Source organism: Streptomyces sp. NPDC060064 (genome assembly GCF_042736455.1).
In the GTDB taxonomy this organism is placed as follows: Bacteria; Actinomycetota; Actinomycetes; order Streptomycetales; family Streptomycetaceae; genus Streptomyces.
On the sequence record NZ_JBHWWF010000045.1, the window covers coordinates 27,016 to 50,359 of the forward strand.

Here is a 23,344-nt window from a genome sequence, read left to right on the forward strand (position 1 = left end):
AGCGTTGACGGAGTGGACAGAGTCGGAACTGTGCACGTACCTGAGCTGCTGCGGCTGGGCCGTTGAGGTGGAGCGTCCGGGGAGCAGCCCCAGTCGCCGGTTACGGCCTCTGGTGCATGGGAGTCCCTTGGTTCAGGACACCAGGCGTGCGTGTTTGGTTCTCGGCAGGGGCGAGCGGCGCCGAGCAGAAGCCGCAGCGATCACCGATGAGTTCAATTCCGCACCAGGTGCACACCTCTCGCCGTACGGACGAAACCAGTTGGTAGAGCACGGAGATATCGGGCAGGTAGGCGGCGAATTCGATCAGTCTGGACGTGCCCCACCAGCGAGGGGAGTCGGAAAGAAGTGCGGTCTCCTGCACTGCCTGCACCTGCCATGCCGGAGCCAGTGTCGAGGTCACCCACTCGGTCTGCAACTGTCCTTTGGCGAACAGCAGTTGTGTACTGAACTCGGGACCGGCGAGCTGACCCGCGCCAATCCTGATCAGCTGCGGACCGGGGTTGGCGAGTACGGCGAACTGGGAGCCCGGAACCCAGGACTTGGCATGGGACTTCAGGCTCACCGGTACTCGGTCGAGCTTGGTGACGGAGTTGAGCAGCGCACCCGCGTAGATGTAGTGGGAGAGCAGGCGGGCGGCGGAGGCGACGATCCCCGCGCTGAAGTCGCAGATGGATAACTGACGTAGCTGGCGCCCCAGTACAGCCACGCCCAGCGGCGGCAGATCCAGCTTGAGGAGCGCGATCCGGTCGCTCTCCAGGACCGACCGGACGGTGTGCAGCCGGCGTTCGTGGGCGACGGGTATGGACGCGGGATAGAGCGCGATCACATAGCCGTGCTGCTCCAGCAGGACGGTCATGTCGGCAAGGGCGGCACCCAGGGGCTGAGCATCCGGCGCCTGCAGCAGAGCCGCAGTGGGGGTCTGGTGGTCGGTGGGCGGCAGCACAAGATCGGCGCTGGTGACAGCTATTGCGGTCGGCACGCTGGTTCCCCGTTCAGCTCCGGACGCCGGGGTTCCGGCGACCGCAGATACCTACAGCTCCGTGCTTCTGCTCCAGCACTTTATCCACGTCATACGAGGCAGAGAACACCTTTCAGATCTCTGGGCCACAACCCGCACACGCTCCGCACAGGCGAAAACGGGCGAAGGCGTCAGAGGTTAACTCTCGTTTCATGGGAGTGAATTCGTGCCGTAGCAGCTCCGTTTTGGGCCCGCCTTGGGTCTCCGGGCCCAAGCCACCCCGGCGCGCTCCTTCGTACGCTCCACTTCCGATTCCTTGTGCGAGAGGCATGGGGTCACCGAGGGGGACGTCGGATGAGACGGCACCGAGAACGGAACCCGGCACGCGACCGGGGCACCACGGCCGTTGAGTACATCGGAGTGCTGGTGGTCCTCATCGCCGTGATCGCCGCGGTGACGACGCTGGACGTGGGCCGCGTGATCGGCGACAAGATCCGCTGTGTGATCACGGGCGGTTCCTGCAGTTCGGCTCCCGGGCCCGAAGCCGAACCCAAGACCGACGCCGACTACGAGCCCCCTCTCTGCCAGATCTCCTCCATCACCGACAAAGCCGGCGCCAAAGCCAAGATCCTGTTCATCGAGTGGGGCGAGGAATACGGCTTCCAGCAGCAGAGCTTCAAGGCCAACACCGACGTCAACGGCGACGGCGCCGTCGACGATCGTGATCAGCGGGTGATGATGACCTTCACCGACGCCGCCTCCGTCGCCGCCAAGAAGGACTGGAAGCCCGGCGCCAAGATCGGGAAATTCGGCTCGGACAAGGTCGAGCTCGGCGCCGGGATCAAGGTCACCAACGGCGACACCTGGGTCTTCGACAGTGAGGCGGACGCCGCCGCCTTCCGTAAGGACCTCGAGGAGCTCAAGACGTACGAGCTCACCAATCGGCACGCCAACGCGCAGGGTGGCGGGCTCGGCAACAGCATCCTCTACTTCCTCGGCAAGGGGCCCCTCGCCGAGGAGGAGAAGCTGCGCAAGCGCATCGAGGAGAAGCTCGGCAACCGTCACATCAGTTACGGCAAGGTCGCGCTCGAGGCCAGTGCCGCCGGTGGGCTCAAGCTCTCCGCCGGCGACGAGAAGAAGCTCGGCGCGACCCTCGGCGGGGCCTTCAAGTTCACACCCGAGGCGACCTGGACCGACAACGACTTCAACGGCACCAAGTCGTATACGTACAGCGCGTCGATCGAGTACGGGACCAAGGCCGGGTACGAGGCCGGGCCGCTCAGTGGTGAGTCGTCCGCGTCCACCACGCAGACCGGCACCATCACCGTCACCCACGACAAGAAGACCGGCAAGCTGCTGCGTATCGACATGACCCGCACCGTCGAGAAGGGCGGGACCAAGGACGGGGCGAAGGTCGGCGGCGACAACGGCAAGTCGGGCACGGACAAGCGGGGTGGCAGCGGCGGGGTCAAGGGCAGCGATCAGACCACCGGGATCGAGGTCGTCACCAACTCCATGACATTCGCGCCGGGGGCCGAGGGCGATGCCGGACGGGCGATCGCGCAGGACTGGCTGGACGGAAGCGGGCAGTACGGCGCGCCCTTCGCCTATATGTTCAACGCCCACGCCCCGACGCAACGGCCCGGTGCCGACGACAGATTCGGGCAGCTGCTCTTCGACGAGGGCCTGTCCAGCAAGACGACATACACAGGGCAGACGGAGGCGGCCGAGTACGGCTTCGAGCTGAATCTCGGGCTCAGCCTCGGCTTCTCGGTCTCCACCGAGAAGAAGGAGGAGACCCTCAATGCCGCGGAGTTCCTGGGCGCACCCCATGGGAACGGTCGCCATTATGTGCCGTACACCTACTGCGCCAACTGACCAGTCCGAGGGAGCACCTGCGATGCGTAGCCGGAAGAAGACCGCCGCCGCGTGGCTGCTCGCAGCCGCCCTGTTCGCCGCCGGATGCGGTACGGACAAGGCAGGCCGGGCCCCCGAGGACTGGGGCACGCTGCGGACACCTGCCCTCACCGTCGCCCGTCCGCCCGCCTTCAAGCCGCAGAGCGACGCGGAACGCAGCAAGTACAACGCGGCCGCCGCCACCCTCACCGCCGACGGCAGGGCGGTCGGCATGATCACCGTGCAGCTGGACTTCACCGAGGCCGATACGGCGGAGGAGGCCGCGATCGGCGCGGAGGCGGGCATCGCGCTCGGCTCGAAGCTGCACGGGCAGCGGGACGTCAAGGTCACGGGCCCGGACGGCAAGGATACGGAAGCCCGGCGCGTCGACTTCGAGTTCGTCCAGCAGGGGACGCGGATCAAGGGCGTGATCGTCGCCGGGCTGGACGCGCAGAAGAAGGCGTACGCCGTACGGATCGACGCGGCCGAGGGACGGCTCGCGGACGGCGACCTGAAGAAGATCATCAGCTCGATCACGGTCACGGCGCGATGACGCGATACGGCTATCAGCGGGCGCACCAGGAGCGGCGTGGTGCGGCGTTTCTGGCGCTCGTACGGGCCTGGGCCGCCGGAGTCGTCGTCCTGGTCTTCACCGAGTACGCCCAGGCAACACTCGTTTACGACTACGTGGCGACGGGCCCGCGCCTGGAGACCTTCGGCGGCCGGCTGCTCCTGATCCATCTGCCGAACGCGCTCTGCATCGCGTCGGCGGCCTGGGCGGCGGCGCGGATCCACCACGAGCCGTACCGGGCGTCGACGCCCCGGCATCTGACGGCTGCGTTCGCCGTACCGGTCGTGGCGCAGCTGCTCAACATGGCCGTGCAGTGGGAGGAGTTGGCGGCGGAGGGCCTTCTGCTGTCCAACGCGGTGCTGGTGGTGGGGTGCGTGGCGGGATACGCCGGGGACCGGCTGCAGGACGGGGACTGAGCGCGGCCGTCCCGCACACACGCCGGATAAGCGGTGCGCGTCCGTATACGAATCATCGCCAGAGGTCTTGACAACCCTATTGGTCTGGACCAGTTTGTACGCCCAACGGTGGCCACCGTTCCCTACCCCTCCACACCCCCCAACTCCCCCACCGGAGGCAGCAAGTGGACCGCACCACACGCTCACGGAGATGGCTCGGTGCCGCCCTGGCTCTCGCCGTCGGAACCGGGCTTTCCCTCATGGGCATCGCCGGTACCGCAGAGGCCGCCGACATCAACGTCGCCAAGAACGCCGGCTTCGAGTCCGGGCTCACCAACTGGACCTGTTCCGGCGGCAGCGGCGTCACCGCCTCCTCCCCCGTACACGGCGGCGCCTCCGCGCTCAAGGCCACGCCCGCCGGGCAGGACAACGCCAAGTGCACGCAGACCGTCACGGTGAAGCCCAACTCGACGTACACCCTCAGCGCCTGGGTGCAGGGCGGCTACACCTACCTCGGCGCGAGCGGCACCGGCACGACGGACGTCTCCACCTGGACGCCGGACTCCGCCGGCTGGAAGCAGCTGTCCACCACCTTCACCACCGGCAGCGGCACCACCTCTGTGACGGTCTACACGCACGGCTGGTACGGGCAGGCCGCCTACTACGCCGACGACGTCTCCGTCTTCGGCCCCGACGCCGGCGGTGGCGGCGACCCCTCGCCGACCGTGCCCGCCGCCCCGGGCGGTCTCGCGGCCGGATCCGTGACCTCGTCCTCCGTGGCCCTGTCCTGGAACGCCGTGTCCAACGCGACGGGCTACAACCTCTACCGGAACGGCACCAAGGTGCAGTCGGTCACCGGCGCTTCGGCGACCGCGACCGGGCTGAGCGCATCCACCTCGTACCAGTTCCAGGTGACCGCGACCAACGCGGCCGGTGAGTCCGCGAAGTCCGCGGCGGTGACCGGTACCACTTCGGCCACCGGCGGTGGCGGAGGCGGCGGATCGGTGCCCAAGCACGCGGTGACCGGCTACTGGCAGAACTTCAACAACGGTGCCACCGTGCAGAAGATCAGCGATGTGCCGGCGAACTACGACATCATCGCGGTCTCCTTCGCCGACGCGACCGGCACGCCCGGCGGTGTCACCTTCAATCTCGACTCGGCCGGGCTCGGCGGCTACACCGTCGACCAGTTCAAGGCAGACATCAAGGCCAAGCAGGCGGCAGGCAAGTCCGTGATCATCTCGATCGGCGGCCAGAACGGCACCGTCACGATCAACGACTCGGCCTCCGCGACGAACTTCGCCAACTCCGTCTACTCGATGATGCAGACATACGGCTTCGACGGTGTCGACATCGACCTGGAGAACGGGCTCAACTCGACGTACATGTCGCAGGCGCTGCGTTCGCTGTCGTCGAAGGCGGGCGCCGGACTCGTCATCACGATGGCCCCGCAGACCATCGACATGCAGTCGACGTCGAACGAGTACTTCAAGACGGCGCTCAACATCAAGGACATCCTGACCGTCGTCAATATGCAGTACTACAACAGTGGTTCGATGCTCGGTTGCGACGGCAAGGTGTACTCGCAGGGCTCGGTGGACTTCCTCACCGCCCTCGCCTGCATCCAGCTGGAAGGCGGTCTCGCACCGGCCCAGGTGGGGCTCGGTCTGCCGGCCTCGACCAGTGGCGCGGGCAGCGGCTATGTCTCCCCGACGATCGTGAACAACGCGCTGGACTGCCTCGCCAGGGGCACGAACTGCGGCTCCTTCAAGCCGTCCAGGACATACCCCTCGCTGCGCGGCGCGATGACCTGGTCCACGAACTGGGACGCCACGTCGGGCAACGCCTGGTCCAACGCGGTGGGCCCGCATGTGCACGCCCTCCCGTAACCGCCGCTCCTGACTCCCTGGAACAGCAGCGCCGCCGCTCCCCCGGCGGCGCTGCTGTACGTCGCCGCGCTCTGCTGTACGTCGCCATGCACTGCTGTACGTTGCGCCTGTGAACGCGATGGGGGACGACCTCGGCATCAGCCGCCGCACTCTGCTGCGCGGCTCGCTCGGCCTGGTGGCCACAGTCGGCGCCCTCGGCGCGTGCAGCGCGGCGGAGGAGGACGGGCCGAAGAAGCGGGCCACGGCGTGGACGTTCGACGGCAGTGTCTACGGCGAGCTCACGGTCGACGGCGGCACGGTCTACGTCGCCACGGTAGGTCCCGACCTGCTGCACGCGCTGGACGCCCGGACCGGTGACACCCGCTGGAGTGCGAAGGGCGGCGAGTCGACCGGCACCGAACCCGACATGGTCACGGTCGCCGGCGGCACGGTCTTCCGCGTGAGCCAGGACGGGCTGGTCCACGCGTACCGCACGAGCGACGGCAAGCGCCTGTGGCGTACCGGCCCGCTCGTCGAGGAGGGCGAGCCCGACCGGCCGTTCGTGCTCGGCAGTGTGCTCTGCGTCCAACTGCGCGCGCGGACCGACGACGACGGCCAGGTGCTGGAGCCGGGCGTGGTGTGCGGGATCGACACGGGCAGCGGCCGTGTCCTGTGGCGCGGCGACGCGTCCTGGCTCTTCACGCCCGACCCGAAGCGCGGTGTTCTCTTCAAGGAGACACCCGACGGCGTGGCCGCCTGCGACCCCGCCACGGGTCGGGTCCGCCGGCACATCGCGGCAGCCCGCGGCGAGTACTCCCCGTACTTCGCGCTCGGAGCCGACGCCGTCCTCCTCGTCTCGGGCCCCAAGGGCAACACCCGCCTGTACGCGTACGACGCGGCCGACGGCACCCCGCGCTGGAACGTCCCGGCCCTGGACGGCACGATCACCGCGGCCCCGGACGGCGGTACGGCCTACCTCCACGACGGCCGCGGCCATCTGCACGCACACGCCACCGCCGACGGCCGCCGGACCTGGACGGCGACAACCGCCCCTCACGCGCGCGACGAGGTGGTTCCGTACGCCGGCACGGTGCTGCTCTCGTCCGGCGACCAGTACAACGGCGAGGACGGCCGGAGCATCGGCGACGACCGCCCCGGCTATGTCCTCGCGCACTCCGCCCTGACCGGCCGCCAACTGTGGCGCCAGGACCGCGAACAACCGTCGTGGACCCTCCCGGTCCCGGTCGGCCGGCTGGCCCTCGTCGGCCACGACACGGCCTGGTGGGCGTACGACATCGCCACCGGAGAACCGCAGTGGCGGGTGCCGTGCGACGGGGCGTTGGCGGACGACCCGGTGGTGCGGGACGGAATGCTGTACGGCCCGGACACCGAGGGCGTGCGGGCCGTACGGCTCTGACGGCGTCCGCGGTCGGAAGAACCCCCGGTCCGATGTATCTCCAACTGGACGGACGTGGCTGGTTATTGGTCTCGTCCCCTTGATGACCGGCGGCGCACGCCATGAACGTGGCCGCCTTCCCCACTGGTCCCGGAGTGTGACCGGTGTCACCAAGGAGGCGTACGGGTGATCACGCGGAGGCGTCCGACGTTTCGGCTCCTCGGCGCGGTAGCGTGCCGATGGCTGAAGCGCACTCTTGACCGGGTCATGCCAGCCCCTCAAGATGTGCGCACACACCCGCACCACGTGCGTCGCAACTGAGCAACCCCCCACACTCCCCACCCAGGAGACAGCATGCGACTTCGCCCACGCGGCGGCGGCAACGGAAAGCTGAGCGGCAGGAAGACCGCCACCCTCGCGGCCCTGCTGGCGCTCGCAGTAGCCGCACCGTTCACCGCCAACGCCTCGCCCACGAATGCCGCCACCCCCGACGCGACATCCCCGGCCGCCGCCGGGGAGGAGCAGATCCTCCAGTACGAGATCCAGGGCCCGTCCACCGTCGCCGCCCGTACCGCCATCGCCGCCACCGGCGTCTCGGTCGACGAGGCCGACGCGCACTCCCTCGTCGTCAGCGCCACCGCCACCGAGGCGAAGCGGCTTCGCGCCCTCGGATACAAGCTCGTCGCTCTGTCCGCACCCCCGGCCAGAACCAGGAGCGGCGTGGCTGTCCAGCCGTTCGACTTCCCGTCGGCCGACTCGCGCTATCACAACTACGCCGAGGCGACCGCCGAGATCGATCAGCGGATCGCCAAGTACCCGGGCATCATGAGCAAGCGCGTCATCGGCAAGAGCTACCAGGGCCGGGACATCATCGCCGTCAAGGTCAGCGACAACGTCGCGACGGACGAGAACGAGCCCGAGGTGCTCTTCACCCACCACCAGCACGCGCGCGAGCATCTCACCGTCGAGATGGCGCTGTATCTGCTGCGCGAGCTCGGCGCGGGCTACGGCACCGACTCCCGGATCACCAACGCCGTGAACGGCCGCGAGATCTGGATCGTCCCCGACGTCAACCCGGACGGCGGCGAGTACGACATCGCCACCGGCTCCTACCGCAGCTGGCGCAAGAACCGGCAGCCCAACTCCGGTTCTTCGTCCGTCGGTACGGACACCAACCGCAACTGGAACTACAAGTGGGGCTGCTGCGGCGGCTCTTCCGGCTCCGCCGGATCCGAGACCTACCGCGGCGCGAGGGCCGAGTCCGCGCCCGAGGTCAAGGTGGTCGCCGACTTCGCCCGCAGCCGGGTCGTCGGCGGCAAGCAGCAGATCAAGACGGCCATCGACTTCCACACGTACAGCGAGCTGGTGCTCTGGCCGTTCGGCTGGACCAACGCCGACACCGCCCCGGGGCTGACCCAGGACGACCGGGACGCCTTCGCCACGGTGGGCAGGAAGATGGCCGCGAGCAACGGCTACACCCCGGAGCAGTCGAGCGACCTCTACATCACGGACGGTTCGATCGACGACTGGCTGTGGGGCAACCAGAAGATCTTCGCGTACACCTTCGAGATGTACCCGACGGGCTTCGGCGGTGGCGGCTTCTACCCGCCCGACGAGGTGATCGAGCGCGAGACGAGCCGCAACCGGGACGCCGTGCTCCAGCTGCTGGAGAACTCGGACTGCATGTACCGCTCGATCGGCAAGGAACAGCAGTACTGCAAGAGCTGACGGATCCGCGGATCGGAAAGCCTGCGCATCAGGGTGCCCCGGGACGGATGACGTCCCGGGGCACCCTGCTCACATCCGTACGGTCAGACGACCAGACTCAGCGCCGCCGCCACCGCGAAGCCGGCGAGCGACAGCACCGACTCCAGCACCGTCCACGACTTGAGCGTGTCGCGCTCGGTGATGCCGAAGTACTTCGAGACGATCCAGAATCCGCCGTCGTTGACATGCGAGGCGAAGATCGAACCGGCCGAGATCGCCATGATGACCAGCGCCAGGAAGGCCTGTGAGTGGTCGCCGTTCTCGACCAGCGGCAGCACGATGCCGGCCGTGGTGACGATCGCGACCGTCGCCGAGCCCTGCGCCACACGCAGCACCAGCGAGATCAGATAGGCGAGGACGATGACCGGCAGCCCGATGCCGTTGAAGGTGTCGGAGAGCGCCTGCGCGACACCGCTCGCCTTCAGTACGGCTCCGAAGACGCCGCCCGCACCGACGACGAGCAGGATGTTGCCGACCGGCTTCAGCGACGAAGTCGACACGGACTCCAGGGACTTGCGGGACCAGCCGCGCCTCAGGCCCAGCAGGTAGTACGCCAGCAGCAGCGCGATCGTCAGGGCGACGAAGGGGTGGCCGAAGAACTCGATGACCGAGCGCAGCGTGGAGGGGGCCAGCGCTATGGAGGAGAACGTCGCGGCGAGGATCAGCAGCAGCGGCGTACCGATGATGGCCAGGACCGTGCCGAGGCCGACCGGGCGCTCCTGCGGGGTGCGGCCCGCGGCGGTCTGCTCCGCGCGCACGGCGGCCTTGGCCTCCTCCGCGGCCTCCAGCATGTCCTGTGGGACCTCGACGAACAGGCGCTTGCCGATCCAGGCGGCGTAGCCCCAGGCGGCGAGGACCGCCGGGAGGCCGACGACGATGCCCATCAGGATGACCCAGCCCAGTGAGACATGGAGCAGGCCGGCGGCGGCGACCGGGCCGGGGTGCGGCGGCAGGAAGGCGTGGGTCATCGACAGACCGGCCAGCAGGGGCATCGCGTAGAGAATGATCGACTTGCCGGAGCGCTTCGCGGCGGCGTACACGATCGGCGCGAGGACGAAGATGCCGACGTCGAAGAAGACCGGGATTCCGAAGATCAGGCCGGTGAGGCCCATGGCGAGAGGGGCGCGCTTCTCGCCGAAGAGGTTCAGCAGGCGCGAGCTCAACACCTCGGCGCCGCCCGACACTTCGAGAATCGCGCCGAGCATGGTGCCGAGACCGATGATGATCGCGACGTGTCCGAGGATGCCGCCCATGCCGGACTCGATGACCGAGACGGCGGCGGACTTCTGGACGGTGCCGAAGAGTTCGGTGACGGAGAGGCCGGCGGCCAGGCCGACGGCTATGGAGACGGCGAGGAGCGCGACGAACGGCTGCAGCCTGACCTTGATGATCAGGAGGAGAAGGAGCGCGATGCCGAGGGCGGCGACGGTCAGCAGACCGGCGGTGCCGTCAATGAGCAGGAGCAGACCGCCCGTGTGGGGTGGGGTCTCCGGTGGTGCGTCAGCGGCGAGCAGCATGGCGGGGGACCTCGTTGTTCGGGGGATTTTGGGCGTGGGGGATCACGGCGCGGCGCTCGGGGGGAGAGCGCCGCGCCGTGAAGAGCGGGGTGGTGCAGGATCAGCCGCAGGTCAGCCGAGGACTGCCAGGGCGTCGATCTCGATGAGCAGGCCCTTGGGCAGGCCGACGTACACAGTCGTACGGGCGGAGGCGGCCTCCTTGAGGCCCTGCTCCTCGAAGTACGCGTTGTAGATCTCGTTCATCTCGGCGAAGTGGGCCACATCCGTGAGGTAGATGCGGGTCATCATCACGTCGTCCCAGCTCGCGCCGCCCTCTTCGAGCACGGCCTTGACGTTGGCGAGGGTCTGGAGGGTCTGCTCGCGCAGGGTCGGTCCCGCGGGCGTCGGAGGCTGCCCCGCTACGGCGGGCAGGAAGCCGACCTGGCCCGCGACCTGGAGGATGTTGCCCTTGCGGACGCCGTGGGAGAACTTCGCGGGCGGTGCGGTGTGGGTGGCGGGGGTGATCGCGATCTTCTCGCTCATGGAGCTTCCTTGGGTGGGACGGCTTGGGAATCAGGTACAGCACCGGAGTACTCCCGGCTGATGGCGTCCGCGGTGCGGCGCAACAGCGGGAGAAGGGTGAGGAGTTCCTCGGCGGTGACGACGACATTCGGCGCGGAGACCGACATGGCGGCGACGACCCGGCCGTCCGCCCCGCGGATGGGGGCGCCGATGCAGTTGATGGACTCCTCGTGGCCGCCGAGGTCGGTGGCCCATCCCTGTTCGCGGACGACGGCGAGCTCCTTGAGGAACGCGGCGCCGTTCGGGATCGAACGGGATGTGTACATGGGGTAGTCGAGCTTCTCGGCGAGAACGCGCCGTTCGGCCTCGGGGAGGTCGGCGAGCAGCAGTTTCGCCACCGCTGCGACGGTGATGGCGACGGGCTTGCCGATCCGGGAGTACATCCGGACGGGATAGCGGCTCTCGACCTTGTCGATGTAGAGGACCTCGCTCTCCTCGTACACGGCGAGGTGGACGGTGTGCCCGCACTGCTCGTTGAGGTGTACGAGATGGGGGTGGGCGATCTCCCGTACATCAAGGTTCTCGACGGCTTCCTGGGCGAGCGCGAAGAGACGGGCGCCGAGGCGGTAGCGCTGGTCCTGCTGGCGGTAGACGAGTCCGTGCTCGTGGAGCGTACGGAGCAGGCGCAGGGCGGTGGACTTGTGCACGCCGAGCCGGTCGGCGACCTGTCCGAGGTCGGCGGGTCCCTGCGCGAGCAGCGGCAGGATGCTCAGGGCGCGATCGACGGTCTGGCTCATGGCGTAGGTACCTCCTCATCCACGGCTGCGGTCCAGCCGGGGCCGAGGTGCAGTGTCTCCCAGCCGCGGGCGTCGAGTGCGACCAGCCGGTCGGCATACGCCCGCGTGGGCGGCATGGCGAGATCCGCGTCGGTGGTGAGCGTGGCGGCGGCCATGAGATGCCCGTGCCGCAGCCGGTGGTGGGCGGACAGCCCGCGGAGGGTGGCGGAGAGAAACCCGGCGGCGAAGGCGTCGCCGGCGCCGACGTGGGCAACGACATCGACGCGGGGCGCGGGTGCGTGGGTGACGGTGTCGGGGGCGGGTCCGCCACGCGGGGCTACCGGACGAGCTGGAAAATCAGCGTCGCCGGCGTTTGAGGCGCGGGGGTCCGGGGGCGGAGCCCCGTGTTCGGGCAGGGGCGGGGGGAGGACGGGCTTCGCGTCCCGTACATACGCCGTCGCCCCCTGCGCGCCCTGCTTCACGATCAGCACCTCCGGCTCCGGCAGCGCCGCGCGGACCGCCGGCGCGCCGCGCAGGCCCCATGCCGCCTCCGCCTCGTCCTCGCCGACGAACACGATGTCCGCCCCCCGGGCCAGGTCCAGGAGCACCAGCGGGTCCTCGGCCTCGCGCCACAGGTTCACGCGGTAGTTCACGTCGAACGAGACGAGCCCGCGGCCCGGCCTACATGTCGTCAGCTCGCGTATCAGGGCGAGGCAGTCCGCCGAGAGCGCCGCCGTGATCCCGGACAGGTGCAGGATCCGCCCCGACCACACGTCCTCGTCCCGGACCGTCGACCGCGACATCGCCGACGCCGCGGATCCCGCCCTGTAGTAGAGGACCTCATGCGCATCGGCCGCGCGGTCGCCGGCCGTACGGAAGTAGATCCCCGTCGGCCGCTGCGGATCGCGCTGCACCGCCGACGTGTCGACGCCGTACGACGCGATCGCCGCGACCAGGTGCTCACCGAAGCCGTCCGCGCCGACCCGCCCGACCCACTTCGCGCTGTGCCCGGACGCCGCCAGACCGCACGCCACGTTGGACTCGGCTCCGCCGATACCACGTACGAACGACGGCACATCGGCGAGGCGCCCCTGCCGCGTGGGCAGGAACGTGACCATGGACTCGCCGAGACAGACGACGTCGACGGGTCCTGGCACGGTCGCGGTCACAGTCGCTCAAGCTCCTCGCTGGTCGGTCGCCGGAGACTCCATTGACCCGGCGTGGCTCGGATGTTAGACAGCGGTAAGCGAAGTGCGCAATGGGTGTTGCAGAGAATGCAACGCGACAGAATGCACGTACTGTACGGCAATCTCCCGAGGAGGCCCCATGGCTGCCGACGCCACCGACACCGCCGACACCGCCGCCGACGCCGCCGACGACATCGCCGCCGGACGACTCGACCGGCTCGCCGACGAACCGGTCGACCACCGCTTCAAGGCCCTCCCCCCGGACGCCGAAACCGCGGGCCTGACCGTCGGCGCCCTGGCCGCCGAGCGCCGCAACCTCTTCACCGGCGGCTTCACCACCCCCGTACTCGCCCTCTCCGCCGAGTCCGTCGAGCACAACCTCGCCCTCCTCGAGACGTACTCCGAGCGCCACGGCCTCGTCTTCGCCCCGCACGGCAAGACCTCCATGTCGCCGCAGCTCTTCGCCCGCCAACTGGAGTACGGCGCCTGGGGCATCACCGCCGCCGTCCCGCACCAGGCCCGCGTCTACCGCGCCTACGGGATCCAGCGCATCTTCCTCGCCAACGAGGTCGTCGACCCGGCCGCCCTGCGCTGGCTCGCGCACGAGCTGGACACCGACCCCGGCTTCCGCTTCATCTGTTACGTCGACTCCGTGCGCGGAGTCGAGCTGATGGACGCGGCCCTCGGCGACGCCGGCGTCTCCCGCCCTCTCGACGTCGTCGTCGAACTCGGCGCCGGCGAAGGTGCCCGGACCGGAGCACGTACGGAAGCCGACTGCGCAGCCGTCGCCGACGCGGTGGCCGCCGCCGCAACCCTCCGCCTCGTCGGCGTCGCGGGTTACGAGGGCGAGGTGCCGCAGGCCGACGGGGACCGCGTCCGCGCCTGGGTGCGCCGCCTCACCGCACTCGCCGCCGACTTCGACAAGGCCGGCCGCTTCGCCGCCACCGAGGAGATCGTCGTCAGCGCGGGCGGCAGCGCCTGGTTCGACGCGGTCGCGGACGTCTTCGCCGAGATCCCCGAACTCTCCCTCCCCGTACTGAAGTTGCTGCGTTCCGGCGCGTACGTCTCGCACGACGACGGCCACTACCGCCACCTCACCCCCTTCAACCGCATCCCGCAGGAGGGCGCCCTCCAGCCCGCCTTCCGCCTCTGGGCCCAGGTCGTTTCCCGCCCCACCCCCGACCAGGCCTTCGTCAACGCGGGCAAGCGCGACGCGGCATACGACCTCGACCTCCCCGAGGCCCAGGTCGTCCGCGACGGCCGCACCGGCGAGATCCGCCCGGCGCACGGCATCACGGTCAGCGGACTGTCCGACCAGCACGGCTGGGTCCGCACGACTGCGGAGGCCGAGCTCGAGGTCGGCGACTGGGTCGGCATGGGCCTGTCCCACCCGTGCACGAGCTTCGACAAATGGCAGCTGATCCCGCTGGTCGAGGCGGACGGCACGGTCACCGACTACATCCGCACGTTCTTCTGAGGGGCCGGGCCATGGACCTCGTCATCCGCGACGTACGCGTCATCGACGGCTCCGGCGGACCCTCGTACCGCGCCGATGTCGGCCTGGACGACGGCCGCATCGCCGCTGTACGCCGTGAGGGCGATCCCGCCCTGTCCGGGACCCGCCTCCTGGACGCGCACGGCCTCGCCCTGTCCCCCGGCTTCATCGACATGCACGCGCACAGCGATCTCGCGCTGCTCCGCGACCCCGCGCACGAGGCCAAGGCCGCACAGGGCGTCACCCTCGAAGTGCTCGGCCAGGACGGCCTGTCGTACGCACCGGTCGACGACCCGACCCTCGCCGAGGTCCGCAAGGCGATCACCGGCTGGAACGGCGGTGCGCCCGGGGACACAACCGTCGACTTCGACTGGCGTACGGTCGGCGAGTACCTCGACCGGCTCGACCGGCAGGGCATCGCCGTCAACGCCGCGTATCTCATCCCGCAGGGCACGGTCCGGATGTACGCGGTGGGCTGGGACGACCGCCCCGCGACCCCCGCCGAGCTCGCCCGGATGAAGCAGCTCGTCGCCGAAGGCCTCGAACAGGGCGCGGTCGGCATGTCGTCCGGCCTCACCTACACGCCGGGCATGTACGCGGGCAACGCCGAACTCATCGAACTCTGCCGGGTGGTGGCGCGCTACGACGGCTACTACTGCCCGCACCACCGCTCGTACGGCGCCGGGGCTCTCCAGGCGTACGAGGAGATGGTCTCCCTCACCCGCGCCGCCGGCTGCGCCCTCCATCTCGCGCACGCCACCATGAACTTCGGCGTGAACAAGGGCAGGGCTCCCGAGCTGCTCGCGCTGCTGGACGACGCGCTGGCCGCCGGCGCGGACATCAGCCTGGACACCTACCCGTACACCCCCGGCTGCACCACGCTCGTCGCGATGCTGCCGAGCTGGGCGAGCGAGGGCGGCCCGGACGCGATCCTGGCGCGCCTGCGCGACGACTCCACCGCCGAGAAGATCCGCCACCATATGGAGGAGATCGGCGCGGACGGCTGCCACGGCGTACCCATCGAGTGGGACACCATCGAGATCTCGGGCGTGAGCGACCCGGGGCTCGCGAGCTGTGTCGGCAAGACGGTCGCGCAGTCGGCGGCCCAGCGCGGCGAGGCCCCGTGGGTCACCGCCCGCCGGCTGCTCATCGACGACCGGCTCGGCTCGACGATCCTCCAGCACGTCGGCCACGAGGAGAACGTCCGGGAGATCATGCGGCACCGGGTCCACACGGGCGGCAGCGACGGCATCCTCCAGGGCGACAAACCGCACCCGCGCGCGTACGGCACGTTCCCGCACTATCTGGGCCGGTACGCAAGGGAGTTGGGCATCCTCAGCCTGGAGGAGACGGTGGCCCACCTCACCTCCCGCCCGGCGGCCCGCCTGCGCCTGCCGGACCGCGGCCTGGTCCGCGAGGGATACCGCGCGGACCTGGTTCTCTTCGACCCGGACACGGTCGCGGCGGGCTCGACCTTCGAGTCCCCGCGTACGCTGCCGATCGGTATCCCGCATGTGCTGATCGACGGCAGGTTCGTGATCGAGGACGGGCGCCGTACGGATGTGCTGGCCGGCCGCTCGGTCCGCCGCACGGACCACCGACCCGCCCGGCTGCCGCCTAACGCACGCCCTGCGTCCTGAACTGGATGCTGATGCGAGGCCCCACCGAGCGCGCCGTCTTCGGCACGGCATGCTCCCAGGTCCGCTGGCAGGAGCCGCCCATCACGATGAGGTCGCCGTGCCCGAGCGGCCTCCGCACCGGGAGCCGGCCGCCGCCCCTGGGCCGCAGCACCAGATCGCGCGGGGCACCGACGGACACGATGGCGACCATGGTGTCCTCCCGGGACGCCCGCCCGGCCGTGTCGCCGTGCCAGGCCACGCTGTCCCGGCCGTCGCGGTAGTAGCAGAGTCCGGCCGTGACGAACGGCTCGCCGAGCTCGTCGGCGTAATGGGCGGAGAGGGCGGCGCGGGCCTCGTCCAGGACGGGGTGCGGCAGCGCGTCGCCCTCCCGGTAGTGGGCGAGCAGCCGGGGCACCGCCACCACCTGCTCGTACATCTGGCGCCGCTCGGCCCGCCACGGCACACCGGACGCCAGCTCCTCGAACAGCGCGTCCGCCCCGCCGAGCCATCCCGGCAGGACATCGATCCACGCCCCGTCACCGAGCACGGTCCGCCGCACGCCCTTCAGCTGACCGAGACGGATCTCGTCGGTCTGGTCGAAGAGGGAACCCTGGAGGTGTGCTGCCATGCCTCCAGGGTACCTCGGTATTCGAACATACGAACGGATCGCTCGGGGTGAGGGGAGCCCCGCCGCCAGGGCCCGGCCGGGGCCCCGTTCCGGGTCACGACACGGCGGGCGTCACCGCACCACGGGCGTCACGGCACCGCAGGCGTCACGGCACCGCAGGCGTCACGGCTTCGGCAGCGTGCAGCCCGGCCGCCCCAGGTCGATCTTGTTGTCGAGGCCGACGCACGGCACGATCCCGTACGTCTCCTGGCCGTAGTTGATGCCTGGGCGCACCGTCACCTTCCCGTTCTCGTCCACCTCGCACGGGTTGTTGTCGGTGCAGCGCTGGCCGTCCTCGTTGCCGGTGTTGTTCACCGCGACGACCTTGCCGGTGGCGTTGTCGACGACGGGCGAGCCGGACGTACCACCGATGGTGTTGCAGCTGGAGGTGTAACGGACCGAGTCCTTCCAGGTCCACTCGCCTTCCTTGAGGCGGTACGCGAAGCCGTCGATGTTGCAGCTGTAGATCCGCTTCCAGTACCCGGACACGACCTTGATGGCGGTGCCCTGCACCGGGTGCGCGGCGTTGATCTCGAGCGCCTTGATGCCGTAGCTGCTCTGGATCTGGGCGTAGGTGCGCGTGAGTTGGTAGAGCGAGATGTCGGTGTCCGTCATCGTCGCGTATGCGATCTTGCTGGCGCGCAGCGTGGCGACTCTGCTGCCCGCGGAGTTGAGAAGGCCGAAACTACGACTGGACGGCTGATCGACGATGACCTCACCGGCGGCCGGGAAGCCGCTCTCTATGCAGTGCCCGTTGGAGAGCACGAGTGCGGGGTCGTCGGGCTCCGACGCGGGCATCCGCACCACCGATCCGGAACAGTTGCTGAGCGCCACCGTTCCGGCGAAGTCGACTGCTTTGACGCCGACTTGGGGAACGGTGGAGGTGGCGGCCGGTGCCGCGTCCGCGGTGGTGACCGCGATCGCGGGTGCCGCGCCCGTCCCGAGGAGTGCCAGGGCGAGGAGCGCGCCGACGAGAGGCTTGTTCATGTGGGGGTCCCCTCTTGCGACTTCAGTGACCGAAGAGCCTTCGGTTTGTCATGCGCATTGTTGGCGCATTCACGTCGGCCGACAAGGTACGGAATCCGGTCAGCCGGGCGCGGGCCGACACCGGTGCGCCCACGGGCCGGCCCGCGTACTGACGACGAGTCACCGGCGCGGCCGGCTCGGACGCTTCGCCCCCTTCCGCGAGCCGTTTTCCGTATCATCACGGCCTCGCGAGCGAAAACATCCCACTTTGCACCCTGCCGCCGGGACGATCCTCACCGACACGCGCGAAGGGGTCGAAAAACCGTTCCTGCTGTCCCCCCGCTCCGTACCCCGGCAGTGACTTCGCCCGCGGGCGCGCGTTTGCCGCTTATGGCAAGGACTACCGCGCCTGCTCGATGGCAGCGCGTCCAGACGCTCTCAGCCCCGAATCCGACGAGCCCGCCCGCAGGCGCCAGCCCGATCTACGAAGAGCTGGAACAGGAGTGGGCCGCCGCCGGCCGCACCCTGCCGGGCCGCCCTGACACCGAGTGGACCCGCCTCGCCCACTATCCGCCGCCACCGGAGGGCGAAGCCGACGCCCGCCCCGGTCCCCCACCGCCGCGCAGGGGCTGGCTCCACGACCCGCACCCGGCCTGACACGGTCAACGATCACGGACGGGCCGCGTCAGCTCCGCCCCGGACATCGGCGGCGCGGGCGTCCCGCCAGTCGTTCAGGCGGGCACGCCACCAGCGCGCGCCGCGGAACCGTGTGTCCACGCCCCCCGCCGCCCTCGCGCGCCGGCCCACCTGCGCGGCCCGCAGCCGCAGAGCGGGCTCAAGACCGGACCGGGCCAGCAGCAGCCGCTGGTTGATGACGGCCCGCGGACGCCAGTGGCTCTTGTACGCCTCGTCGCCCCGCAGCAGGCTCAGAACCTGCCGGCCCGTGCGCGCCGCGAGCTCCGCGTCGTGTCGCAGCAGCATCGTCGCCACGTCCACCTTCTTCTCCCGCAGCCCCGGGTGGGCGCCGTGCAGATAGCCGCCCGTCAGATACCCGGACTGCAGCGCCACATGGGCCGCCACCACCTCGCCGTCCAGCCGGAACTCGGTCAGCGCGGCCTCGCCGGCCCGCACCATGCGCTGCGTCGCCCGCGCCAGATGCTCCGCGAACCGCGGCTTGAGGTGTTCCTGGGCGACCCCGCGCCCCCGCCACTGGAGTTCGTGCAGCCGCAGCAGATGGTCGACGGCCGCGGGCACCTCGTGCTCGGGCACCGCGTAGCTCTCGATCTTCAGCGCGTCGATCTCGCGCAGCTCGGCCTGCAGTCGCTGCGCCCGGACGGTCGGCAGCCGCTTGACGAGCTCCTCGACCGGGACGGCCGGGAGCTCCAGGCAGACCGAGTCCGTGAGCCGCCGTCGCGCCCCCGGCCACGCCTCGTACAGCCGCTGGGCCGCCGCCCCCGGCCGTACCTCACGCAGTTCGATCACCGCGTGCCGTGCGGCGCGGTGCAGTCCCCGCTCGAGCCCCGTGATGGCGATCTCCGCGTGCTCGTCGTCGACGAGAATGTCGCCGAAGTCGGAGATTTGGCCTCCCAGCGGAACGAGCAGCGGCATCGGACGATGTACGAGCATCAGGGGCGCGGCCGCGACGAGACGTCCGCCACGGCGTACCAGAACGACACGGAGCCGGCCGCCCCTCCCGTACGAGAGCCACCAGGAGAGCAGCCAGGCGTGGCTCTGGAAGGGCGTGGCCGTGGCGCACCGGCGCTGCAGCGCCTCCCACTCCGGCCGGAGTCCGGCGAAGTCGCGGGGATCGCGGCACAGTCTGACGGAAATGACCGTTCGCTCGCCGGCCATCACACCAGCTCCCGCTCGCGGGCGGGTACGGGCCCGGTCGGCGGGATCGCCTGCAAGCAGGCGGGCGGCGCCCACCGGTTGGGCAGTGGGGTGATCCACGCGAGGGGTGCGCCGATTCGTTGCGACGGCGATCCGGGGGTGGCGGGCTCCTGCTCGGGCGAGTCGGTCATCGGCTTGCTCTCTCGGTCGAGGGGTGGTGTCCGGGGCGGGCGCGTACACCACGAAGGCGTCGGCGGGGAGGACGCGTTGCGCACGGGTGGCGAGCCGCTGTCCGTGCTCGGCTGACGTCCTCCGTCGTCGCGAGCGCAGGCGGCGACACGGCGTCCGGCAGGTCTGCAGCGCGTACGGCCCGGCGGGCGGCGATTCCGGCCTGCTCCCCGGCCCTCCGCTCGGTCTCGCTGACGCACAGGGTCCGGGTGGTCCAACGGGTCGCGTACCGCTCCCACTTCAGCGCCCGTTCGGCGGCGTGCCCTTCCATCGCGTCGAAGGACCAGGCGTGCGGCCGGAAGACGGTCGGAACACGTCCGCGTACGGCGAGGCGGGCGGCGAGCCCTGCCTTGGCGCTGTGCGCGTGCACGAGATGGGGGCTGCTGCTGCGGATGAGGCCGGCTGCGGTCAGGACTTCCCTGACCAGGTCAGTGACGACGCGTGCGACTCCCCCGTCCACCGGCTGCACCAGGTGAATAACCGTCCGCTGGCTCTTCTCGCTCCCACTTCTCTGCAGCACGGGCGGCTCTCTTCGTACGCGGACTTCAGATGGCTCGGGCGAGCAGCGCCGCCGTGAAATTCAGCGGCGAGAATCTGCCGACACAAAGAGAACGCGGTGCCGTTCCCGTCCCGTACGCCTTCCGTGCCGCTCGGAGAGCCGGCGCAGTGGTTCGTCACTGTTCGCCCCGGCGGCGCCGTTCCGGAGCATGTTCGTGCAACGCAACAAAGCAGGAGTGCACTTTGTCAGAAAGCTAGTTGGAAATCACGTAGGACTCGCCGGTATCGAAAGGCCGCAAACCAGGGGTGCCTCCTGCGGTCGCGTGTCGTTACCCATGTCGACGGCGGCGAGAAACGCAGCCGGAGAACAGGAGTCGTAGAGATGAAGTACTCAAGGGTTGCTGCGATCGTTGCCGGCTCCGTGGCGGCGATGGGGACGGCGTCTCCCGCGGTTGCCGCGACGACGCCCATGCCCCCCACAACCCTCAAGGCCGGCCTTGCCCAGGCCCTCGGCCAGACACTGCCGAGCAGCGACGAGTCCACGGTGACCAAGGTCGCCGACACTGCGATCGGCCTGAACAATGTCAAGGGCAGCGCCCCTCAGGAGGCTCTGAAGAGCGCGGGTGAGGTCACCCCGATGCTGGGCGGCGTCCAGCTGGGCGGCTGAACGGGCCGTCTGCGGCAGCGCGTTCAGATGGGGGTGCGACCGTCGGCGGTCGCACCCCCTTCCGCTGTATGCGCAGCTCAGAACAGCGAGCAGGGTGGCGCCACCGATCGGTAACGGTGGCGCCACCCTGGTGTGGCGAAGCGCGGGGGTCAGCCGTTGGAGGCGTCGTTTCCGGAGGCCGAGTTGAGGAGGCCGACCACGTTGACGGTGTTGCCCGCGACGTTCACCGGGACGTGTACCGGAGCCTGGACCAGGTTGCCGGAGACCACGCCCGGCGAGTCCTTGGCGGTGCCGTTCGCCTTGGAGTCGGCGAACGCGGATCCGGAGGCGGCACCGGCGGCGAGACCAGCGGTGGCCAGCACCAGGGCGGCCTTCTTGGCAGTCTTCATGGGAAATACCTTCTGCTCGATGTTCTGCCCAAAATTAGGGCCCACACAGATCGAAACGGGTTCCCCATAGAGATGACACGGCCGACAATGCCGGTCCCCCTGTTCAGCCTAATTACCATACGAGCACGCCAATGCGGGCCATGCATGTGAGCCCGCAGAAACGATCCTCAAGAGTCCAGGGGTCGCTCGACAAGCCCTTGGCAGGCAGCGTCCGTTCCGTGTTGTACGGACACCTGACCGGTCGCCGTTATTTTCATATTGTTTTCATCGCCCGATTGTGCGCCGAGTGCCTACGCGGCGCCTCGATCAGGGATTGTCCGGCTGTGCGGAATTCATTCGGCAAAAGGGTGAATCCGGGGCCGGGTGGCCGCCCCGGAGTGATGGAATGGCGGAGCAGAACGTGTACGGGATCCACCCGGGTACAAACCTCCAGCCGGCGGCGCATTGCGCCGTGGAGCAGTCGTGCCACCTGTTGGCATGGCGCATTCGGGTGCGCTCGGCGATCTGCCTCGCCCGGCGGAGGACCTCTCGAAGGCCCTCCGCCGGTATTTACAACGGGCCACATATGACGCAATTGTGGCATTCGAGTGAACACGCGGAACCAAACCCTTCGAACAGAGTTGATCAGCCCGCCCCAGAGCGCCATACGTTCGAGCGGGCACTTATTCAGGGAAACAAAAGTTCCAATAAGGCGGAAAAGGCACACCGAGAAGCAAGAAAATCATTATCGCAAAGAATCTTCCCGGCAGTACGATAACTCTGCCGTGCTGCATACGAGTGACTTTTCGAGTTGGCGGCCATATTGAGGCTTCTTGACGGGAATCGAATCGTTACTAGTCCTGCAGGGGTGTTCATGAACAGGGAACTGGAAGCGCAGCGCGAAGGTCGGGCTTGCGTACAGCACCACTGCTGAAAGGATCAAAACGATGAAGCACAAGAAGGCTGCAGTGGTTGTCGCCGGCATCTTCATGGCCATGGGCAGCGCTGCCCCCGCCATGGCGGACGCGGGCGCCGATGGTACCGCCAAGGACTCCCCCGGCGTCGTGTCGGGCAACGTCATCCAGGTTCCGGTGCACGTGCCGGTCAACGTCTGCGGCAACACCATCAGCGTGATCGGCCTGCTGAACCCGGCCACCGGCAACTCCTGCTCCAACGACTGACATTCTCCACAAAGCGGCACCGAGGGGCACGAAAGTGCTCCTCGGTGCCGCTTTTCTCTGATGGCCGGTTCCGGCACATCGACGAGAGGCCGATAACGGCCCTAGCCAGCCCCCGCTTGGCTACCTACCATTCCACTCGATCCGGCTCTTCGAGAAGCACCCAGAAATGCTTGAAGGGTTGACATGGTCACGGCTAGCCATGGTCACTTCCGGATGAACCCTTCACATTTCCCCGATGGGAGAATCATGTCCCGTGCACTTTTAGCGGGTGGCGCGACAGCGGCAATTCTCGCTTCGTTGCTGGCCTCTCAGAACGCTTCCGCCATTAGCATCACGCCCCCCGACAAAATCACGATCGACATCGCGACAGTCAACGGATCGGGCTGTCGCCCGGGGTCCGCCGCGGTCGCCGTGTCCGAGGACAACACCGCCTTCACCGTGACCTACAGCGAGTACCTCGCGAAGGTGGGCGTGGGTGCGAACCCGACCGACTTCCGGAAGAACTGCCAGCTCAACCTGGTCGTGCATGTCCCACAGGGCTTCACGTACGCGATCGCCAGCGCCGACTACCGCGGCTTCGCGAGCCTGCAGTCCGGCGCCACCGCGATACAGAAGGCGTCGTACTACTTCCAGGGCTCGCCGGACACAGCGGCGAGAAATCACCCCTTCCGGGGCCCCCTCGACGACAACTGGAATGCGACCGACTCCACGGAATGGGGGCAGTTGGTCTGGGCGGCGTGCGGCGTGAAGCGCAACTTCAACATCAACACTGAAGTGCGGGTCAACGCGGGGACATCGGATCCGAAGAAGACGACCAGCTTCATGACCATGGACTCGACGGACGGTGCCATCAACACCGTCTACCGGCTGGCCTGGAAGGAGTGCGACGAGCCCTGACAGGACTGTGCTGAGGATGTGCCCTCGGACCGGCCACCCTTAGCTGGCCGCTCCCAGGCGCCCCTGGTTAATAAGGAGCCCACGGAGTGGCCGTCA

The 23,344-nt window shown here is 69.0% G+C and carries 23 protein-coding genes; 12 read left to right on the top strand and 11 right to left on the bottom strand.

Annotation, left to right across the window (positions count from 1 at the left end):
- Positions 1 to 100: 100 nt before the first annotated feature.
- Positions 101 to 979, bottom strand: coding sequence for a hypothetical protein (locus ACFWDI_RS35445; RefSeq protein WP_385310492.1), 879 nt, complete (start codon positions 977 to 979; stop codon positions 101 to 103).
- Positions 980 to 1,312: 333 nt separating this feature from the next.
- On the opposite strand from ACFWDI_RS35445, the gene ACFWDI_RS35450 reads away from it, so the two are divergent.
- From ACFWDI_RS35450 to ACFWDI_RS35475, 6 genes are all read left to right on the top strand, one after another.
- The gene (locus ACFWDI_RS35450; protein ID WP_385310494.1) at positions 1,313 to 2,836 is read left to right on the top strand and encodes a hypothetical protein; all 1,524 of its coding nucleotides are present in this window, start codon (positions 1,313 to 1,315) and stop codon (positions 2,834 to 2,836) included.
- 22 nt (positions 2,837 to 2,858) lie between these two features.
- Positions 2,859 to 3,407, top strand: coding sequence for a hypothetical protein (locus tag ACFWDI_RS35455; RefSeq protein WP_385310496.1), 549 nt, complete (start codon positions 2,859 to 2,861; stop codon positions 3,405 to 3,407).
- The gene (locus ACFWDI_RS35460) at positions 3,404 to 3,841 is read left to right on the top strand and encodes a hypothetical protein (protein WP_385310498.1); all 438 of its coding nucleotides are present in this window, start codon (positions 3,404 to 3,406) and stop codon (positions 3,839 to 3,841) included. Before ACFWDI_RS35455 ends, ACFWDI_RS35460 begins: the two co-directional genes overlap by 4 nt.
- Positions 3,842 to 4,005: 164 nt before the next feature.
- Positions 4,006 to 5,709: a chitinase gene (locus ACFWDI_RS35465; RefSeq protein WP_385310499.1), complete on the top strand. Its 1,704-nt coding sequence runs from the start codon at positions 4,006 to 4,008 to the stop codon at positions 5,707 to 5,709.
- A 118-nt stretch (positions 5,710 to 5,827) separates the two neighbouring features.
- Positions 5,828 to 7,105, top strand: coding sequence for a PQQ-binding-like beta-propeller repeat protein (locus tag ACFWDI_RS35470; protein ID WP_385310528.1), 1,278 nt, complete (start codon positions 5,828 to 5,830; stop codon positions 7,103 to 7,105).
- Positions 7,106 to 7,438: 333 nt separating this feature from the next.
- Positions 7,439 to 8,812 (top strand): M14 family metallopeptidase, encoded by a 1,374-nt coding sequence (locus ACFWDI_RS35475; RefSeq protein WP_385310501.1) that lies wholly within the window; start codon positions 7,439 to 7,441, stop codon positions 8,810 to 8,812.
- Positions 8,813 to 8,895: 83 nt separating this feature from the next.
- Here ACFWDI_RS35475 and ACFWDI_RS35480 read toward each other — a convergent pair whose 3' ends face one another.
- From ACFWDI_RS35480 to ACFWDI_RS35495, 4 genes are all read right to left on the bottom strand, one after another.
- Positions 8,896 to 10,368 (bottom strand): GntP family permease, encoded by a 1,473-nt coding sequence (locus tag ACFWDI_RS35480; RefSeq protein WP_385310503.1) that lies wholly within the window; start codon positions 10,366 to 10,368, stop codon positions 8,896 to 8,898.
- A gap of 111 nt (positions 10,369 to 10,479) precedes the next feature.
- Positions 10,480 to 10,890 carry a RidA family protein gene (locus tag ACFWDI_RS35485; protein WP_327325764.1) on the bottom strand — a complete coding sequence of 137 codons (411 nt, stop codon included), beginning with the start codon at positions 10,888 to 10,890 and terminating at the stop codon, positions 10,480 to 10,482.
- On the bottom strand, positions 10,887 to 11,666 hold the full coding sequence (locus ACFWDI_RS35490; protein WP_385310505.1) for an IclR family transcriptional regulator: 780 nt from the start codon (positions 11,664 to 11,666) through the stop codon (positions 10,887 to 10,889). The genes ACFWDI_RS35485 and ACFWDI_RS35490 overlap by 4 nt, the downstream gene beginning before the upstream one ends.
- A complete protein-coding gene (locus ACFWDI_RS35495) occupies positions 11,663 to 12,763 on the bottom strand; it encodes a sugar kinase (RefSeq protein WP_385310530.1) in 1,101 nt (366 codons plus the stop codon). Before ACFWDI_RS35495 ends, ACFWDI_RS35490 begins: the two co-directional genes overlap by 4 nt.
- A gap of 208 nt (positions 12,764 to 12,971) precedes the next feature.
- Here ACFWDI_RS35495 and ACFWDI_RS35500 point away from each other — a divergent pair, with 208 nt between their 5' ends.
- Positions 12,972 to 14,309, top strand: a complete 1,338-nt coding sequence (locus tag ACFWDI_RS35500; protein WP_385310507.1) for an amino acid deaminase — start codon at positions 12,972 to 12,974, stop codon at positions 14,307 to 14,309.
- Positions 14,310 to 14,320: 11 nt separating this feature from the next.
- On the top strand, positions 14,321 to 15,967 hold the full coding sequence (locus ACFWDI_RS35505) for an amidohydrolase family protein (RefSeq protein WP_385310509.1): 1,647 nt from the start codon (positions 14,321 to 14,323) through the stop codon (positions 15,965 to 15,967).
- Here the strand turns inward: ACFWDI_RS35505 and ACFWDI_RS35510 are convergent.
- Complete coding sequence (locus ACFWDI_RS35510; protein ID WP_385310510.1) at positions 15,945 to 16,574, bottom strand: alpha-ketoglutarate-dependent dioxygenase AlkB; 630 nt, start codon at positions 16,572 to 16,574, stop codon at positions 15,945 to 15,947. The genes ACFWDI_RS35505 and ACFWDI_RS35510 overlap by 23 nt on opposite strands.
- Before the next feature lie 162 nt (positions 16,575 to 16,736).
- On the bottom strand, positions 16,737 to 17,600 hold the full coding sequence (locus ACFWDI_RS35515) for a serine protease (protein ID WP_385310512.1): 864 nt from the start codon (positions 17,598 to 17,600) through the stop codon (positions 16,737 to 16,739).
- 369 nt (positions 17,601 to 17,969) lie between these two features.
- Between ACFWDI_RS35515 and ACFWDI_RS35520 the strand changes: the two genes are divergently transcribed.
- Entirely contained in the window at positions 17,970 to 18,236 is a 267-nt protein-coding gene (locus ACFWDI_RS35520) for a hypothetical protein (protein ID WP_327325758.1), read from the top strand.
- Positions 18,237 to 18,248: 12 nt separating this feature from the next.
- Here ACFWDI_RS35520 and ACFWDI_RS35525 read toward each other — a convergent pair whose 3' ends face one another.
- The 3 genes from ACFWDI_RS35525 to ACFWDI_RS35535 are packed head-to-tail and all read right to left on the bottom strand — an operon-like array spanning position 18,249 to position 20,157.
- Positions 18,249 to 19,430, bottom strand: a complete 1,182-nt coding sequence (locus ACFWDI_RS35525; protein WP_385310514.1) for a GNAT family N-acetyltransferase — start codon at positions 19,428 to 19,430, stop codon at positions 18,249 to 18,251.
- Positions 19,430 to 19,600: a hypothetical protein gene (locus ACFWDI_RS35530; protein WP_385310515.1), complete on the bottom strand. Its 171-nt coding sequence runs from the start codon at positions 19,598 to 19,600 to the stop codon at positions 19,430 to 19,432. Before ACFWDI_RS35530 ends, ACFWDI_RS35525 begins: the two co-directional genes overlap by 1 nt.
- On the bottom strand, positions 19,597 to 20,157 hold the full coding sequence (locus tag ACFWDI_RS35535) for a glycosyltransferase (RefSeq protein ID WP_385310516.1): 561 nt from the start codon (positions 20,155 to 20,157) through the stop codon (positions 19,597 to 19,599). The genes ACFWDI_RS35530 and ACFWDI_RS35535 overlap by 4 nt, the downstream gene beginning before the upstream one ends.
- 360 nt (positions 20,158 to 20,517) lie before the next feature.
- Here ACFWDI_RS35535 and ACFWDI_RS35540 point away from each other — a divergent pair, with 360 nt between their 5' ends.
- A complete protein-coding gene (locus tag ACFWDI_RS35540; RefSeq protein ID WP_385310518.1) occupies positions 20,518 to 20,802 on the top strand; it encodes a hypothetical protein in 285 nt (94 codons plus the stop codon).
- 149 nt (positions 20,803 to 20,951) lie between these two features.
- Here the strand turns inward: ACFWDI_RS35540 and ACFWDI_RS35545 are convergent, their stop codons facing one another.
- A complete protein-coding gene (locus ACFWDI_RS35545) occupies positions 20,952 to 21,191 on the bottom strand; it encodes a chaplin (protein WP_385310519.1) in 240 nt (79 codons plus the stop codon).
- Positions 21,192 to 22,117: 926 nt separating this feature from the next.
- Here ACFWDI_RS35545 and ACFWDI_RS35550 point away from each other — a divergent pair.
- Positions 22,118 to 22,351 (top strand): chaplin, encoded by a 234-nt coding sequence (locus ACFWDI_RS35550; RefSeq protein WP_385310521.1) that lies wholly within the window; start codon positions 22,118 to 22,120, stop codon positions 22,349 to 22,351.
- 246 nt (positions 22,352 to 22,597) lie between these two features.
- A complete protein-coding gene (locus tag ACFWDI_RS35555) occupies positions 22,598 to 23,248 on the top strand; it encodes a DUF4360 domain-containing protein (RefSeq protein ID WP_385310522.1) in 651 nt (216 codons plus the stop codon).
- The last annotated feature ends 96 nt before the right edge of the window (positions 23,249 to 23,344 follow it).

Excerpts from the sequence above, each read along its gene's own strand:
- ACFWDI_RS35555 (WP_385310522.1), top strand. The coding sequence starts at position 22,598 with ATGTCCCGTGCACTTTTAGCGGGTGGCGCGACAGCGGCAATTCTCGCT.
- ACFWDI_RS35515 (WP_385310512.1), bottom strand. The coding sequence starts at position 17,600 with ATGAACAAGCCTCTCGTCGGCGCGCTCCTCGCCCTGGCACTCCTCGGG.
- ACFWDI_RS35510 (WP_385310510.1), bottom strand. The coding sequence starts at position 16,574 with ATGGCAGCACACCTCCAGGGTTCCCTCTTCGACCAGACCGACGAGATC.
- ACFWDI_RS35505 (WP_385310509.1), top strand. The coding sequence starts at position 14,321 with ATGGACCTCGTCATCCGCGACGTACGCGTCATCGACGGCTCCGGCGGA.
- ACFWDI_RS35460 (WP_385310498.1), top strand. The coding sequence starts at position 3,404 with ATGACGCGATACGGCTATCAGCGGGCGCACCAGGAGCGGCGTGGTGCG.
- ACFWDI_RS35525 (WP_385310514.1), bottom strand. The coding sequence starts at position 19,430 with ATGGCCGGCGAGCGAACGGTCATTTCCGTCAGACTGTGCCGCGATCCC.
- ACFWDI_RS35530 (WP_385310515.1), bottom strand. The coding sequence starts at position 19,600 with ATGACCGACTCGCCCGAGCAGGAGCCCGCCACCCCCGGATCGCCGTCG.
- ACFWDI_RS35470 (WP_385310528.1), top strand. The coding sequence starts at position 5,828 with ATGGGGGACGACCTCGGCATCAGCCGCCGCACTCTGCTGCGCGGCTCG.
- ACFWDI_RS35540 (WP_385310518.1), top strand. The coding sequence starts at position 20,518 with ATGAAGTACTCAAGGGTTGCTGCGATCGTTGCCGGCTCCGTGGCGGCG.
- ACFWDI_RS35490 (WP_385310505.1), bottom strand. The coding sequence starts at position 11,666 with ATGAGCCAGACCGTCGATCGCGCCCTGAGCATCCTGCCGCTGCTCGCG.
- ACFWDI_RS35550 (WP_385310521.1), top strand. The coding sequence starts at position 22,118 with ATGAAGCACAAGAAGGCTGCAGTGGTTGTCGCCGGCATCTTCATGGCC.
- ACFWDI_RS35500 (WP_385310507.1), top strand. The coding sequence starts at position 12,972 with ATGGCTGCCGACGCCACCGACACCGCCGACACCGCCGCCGACGCCGCC.
- ACFWDI_RS35485 (WP_327325764.1), bottom strand. The coding sequence starts at position 10,890 with ATGAGCGAGAAGATCGCGATCACCCCCGCCACCCACACCGCACCGCCC.
- ACFWDI_RS35545 (WP_385310519.1), bottom strand. The coding sequence starts at position 21,191 with ATGAAGACTGCCAAGAAGGCCGCCCTGGTGCTGGCCACCGCTGGTCTC.
- ACFWDI_RS35480 (WP_385310503.1), bottom strand. The coding sequence starts at position 10,368 with ATGCTGCTCGCCGCTGACGCACCACCGGAGACCCCACCCCACACGGGC.
- ACFWDI_RS35520 (WP_327325758.1), top strand. The coding sequence starts at position 17,970 with ATGGCAAGGACTACCGCGCCTGCTCGATGGCAGCGCGTCCAGACGCTC.
- ACFWDI_RS35475 (WP_385310501.1), top strand. The coding sequence starts at position 7,439 with ATGCGACTTCGCCCACGCGGCGGCGGCAACGGAAAGCTGAGCGGCAGG.
- ACFWDI_RS35455 (WP_385310496.1), top strand. The coding sequence starts at position 2,859 with ATGCGTAGCCGGAAGAAGACCGCCGCCGCGTGGCTGCTCGCAGCCGCC.
- ACFWDI_RS35450 (WP_385310494.1), top strand. The coding sequence starts at position 1,313 with ATGAGACGGCACCGAGAACGGAACCCGGCACGCGACCGGGGCACCACG.
- ACFWDI_RS35495 (WP_385310530.1), bottom strand. The coding sequence starts at position 12,763 with ATGGTCACGTTCCTGCCCACGCGGCAGGGGCGCCTCGCCGATGTGCCG.